3 protein-coding genes are annotated in these 2614 nt (G+C 64.6%); all 3 read right to left on the reverse strand.

All coding sequences use genetic code 11. The features are described from left to right. Window positions 1-59 precede the first annotated feature (59 nt). Window positions 60-377: a hypothetical protein gene (locus ACG2DA_RS22330; protein WP_395258844.1), complete on the reverse strand. Its 318-nt coding sequence runs from the start codon at window positions 375-377 to the stop codon at window positions 60-62. A gap of 231 nt (window positions 378-608) precedes the next feature. Then, window positions 609-1820 (reverse strand): (E)-4-hydroxy-3-methylbut-2-enyl-diphosphate synthase, encoded by a 1212-nt coding sequence (ispG, locus tag ACG2DA_RS22335; RefSeq protein ID WP_395258848.1) that lies wholly within the window; start codon window positions 1818-1820, stop codon window positions 609-611. A gap of 110 nt (window positions 1821-1930) precedes the next feature. Next, window positions 1931-2614 (reverse strand): Uma2 family endonuclease (locus tag ACG2DA_RS22340; RefSeq protein WP_395258846.1); only part of this gene is annotated, 684 nt, incomplete at its 5' end.

Here is a 2614-nt window from a genome sequence, read left to right on the forward strand (position 1 = left end):
CATCCGCTCCGCTCCTGCCCCAGCCACCCGCCGGTTCACGCAATTATTAGCCGGCCCGATCATCTGGAACGCAGCCACAAAAAGTAAGACACAAATATCACTGAAAGGAGGGTGCCGCCAATAATTGAGGCACGAATCGAGAATTGTTTAGTGGGGGAACCGGTGATCGCTGCAGTAAGGTGGACGGCGGCAGAAGTCAATCCGCCGAATGCGTGCAGCGCGAAGATCGCAATGAGAACGATCTGACCTGGTCCATCGTTGAACAAGAACCGATCTGCAGTCTCTGCGGACTGCTGCACTGGCGGCATGTCCGGATCAGTTATTGACGAGAATCCGTAGTACACGAACAGCATGCAGCCACCGATGAGGGAGGCCACAAGCGAAAACCCAGCGACTATGAGCGCGATCGACTTTGGATAACGTGACGTGTCGGTTTGACTATTTGCCGTCATGCTATCAGATCGCCGCCAGATCAAATCCGCGTGATCCCGTTGCCGGCTGATTAGTGTCTCTCCGGCACGCCGCGGGATTGCGTTCGCATACTGCCCGCATTGGGACAGACGATCGGGAATGCTCGAATGCGTGTCGTAAGATATAGCGGCCCCCGCTCACGCCGCGGTCTTCGCCGCGATCACCGCGTCCAGCTCCGCCTTGAGCTTCGGCAGGATTTCGTCGTACGGGTAGCGGCCCAGGTGCTCCTCGCCTTTTTTGAGGTTCACAAAGTTCGGGGCGCACCACAGGCCTAAATCCGCTTCGTCGGTTTCGCCGGGGCCGTTCACGCGGCAGCCCATCACGGCGATCGTCACCGCGTGCTGCTTGGCGTATTGCGTCATCTCCTTCACCGCGGCGGCGAGGTCCACGAAGGCCTCGTTCTCCACCCGGCTGCAACTCGGACAACTGATGATGTTCAGACCGTTCGAGTCGAACGCCACCACGCTGCGGACGCGGCCGTGCTTGATGTCGTCCAGAATCCCCCGACCGGCGGCGATCTCCTCGCCCTTGCGATCGTTGGGCACGGTCAGCGACACCCGGATCGTGTCGCCGATGCCGCGGCTGATGAGCTGCTCGAAGGCGATGCGGGTTTTAATCACCCCCTCCGGCGGCATGCCGGCCTCCGTCACGCCGAGGTGCAACGGCACGTCCGGCCGCTCCTGGGCGAACCGGCGGTTCACTTCAATGACGGCCGACGGATCGCTGTCCTTCAAGCTGACCACGAACCGCGTGAAGCCGATCGAGTCGAGGAAGGCGCAGTGATCGAGAGCGCTTTCCAGCATGGGCGAGAGGTCGTCGCCCTTCTCGTATTTTTCCGCCTTGGCCGGGTCGACGCTGCCGCAGTTCACGCCGACGCGCATCGCGCAATCGTGCTCCTCGGCCACGCCGGCGAGGTATTTGACCTTCTCCTGCCAGGGCTTGTCCCGCTCGTGGTGATAGAGGTGCCCGGGGTTGTAGCGCAGCTTGGCGACGTAGGGGGCGACGACCTCCGCCAGCCGATAGTTCTCCTGCAAATCGACCGACAGATTCGCCGGCGTGCCGTTCTCTTCGAGCCGGCGGGAGAGCTCTTTGAGGCCCTCGGCGTCCTTTTTGGAGTCGACGGCGACGCGGATGACGTCGGCGCCGGCCTCCTGCAGGTGGCGGACCTGGGCGAAGGTGGCGTCGACGTCCGGGGTTTTGGTGGCCGTCATGCTCTGGACGGCGATCGGGTTCCCGTCGCCGACCGTGATCGAGCCGACCCGCACCGCCCGGGTGGGGTTGCGGGGGAGCTGTTTGAGTTCGTCGCCGCCGACCTGCGCCCCGTCGTCGGGGGTGTGGGCGGCGGGCAGGACGGGGAGCGACGCGGAGCCGGAGGACACGGGGGCGAACTGCGTGGGGGGCGGGGCCGACAGGCATCTTACCGACCGCCGCCGACCGGGTTCACCCCGGCGGGCGCGGTTCAACCCGCCGGCGGGGCGGGCGCCGTCCCGTCCGGGTCGGCGAACACGCCAGCATAGACGTCCGCTAACGGCAGGGCCGCCTCGCAGCCGGTCAGTTCGACCGTCTCGCCGTCGCGGCGGGTTTCCAATTCCCACCGCGTCTGGTCGCCGGCGTCGACGCGGCGGTAGTGAATCGCCCGCGGCTCGGTCTGATCGATGACGACGTAATCCATCACCGAAGGAATCGCCAGATATTCGATCAGCTTGTCGTTGAGGTCCGTGTCCGTGGTGGTGCGACTGAGGACTTCAATCAGGACGACCGGGTTCGTCATCACCCGCCGCTCGCCGTCGACTCGCGGCTCGAACGCCGGCGGGTTGGAGGCGACGATCAGGTCCGGGTAACGGGTCCGACCGTTTGGCACGCGGACTTCCACGCACTGGTTCGTGATGCTGAAGGCGGACCGATCCAACAATTTGCCCAACAGCAGGATCAGGTTGGTGATGAGCTCGCCGTGTTCGTACGTCGCCACGCCAGGATTTCCTTGGTCGTCGTACCCCTGAACCGGCCGGACCTCGCCCAGTTCCTCGCCGTCTTCGTCGTACAGGCCGATCCCGCAGACCCATTCGTGCCGGGTCTCGCTGCGTTCCTCGAACCGTTCGAAGTCCGCCCGGTTCAGGTAGCGCCGGCCCGGCTTCCGCCGGCC

The organism is Alienimonas sp. DA493, from assembly GCF_043951915.1.
Lineage (GTDB): Bacteria > Planctomycetota > Planctomycetia > Planctomycetales > Planctomycetaceae > Alienimonas.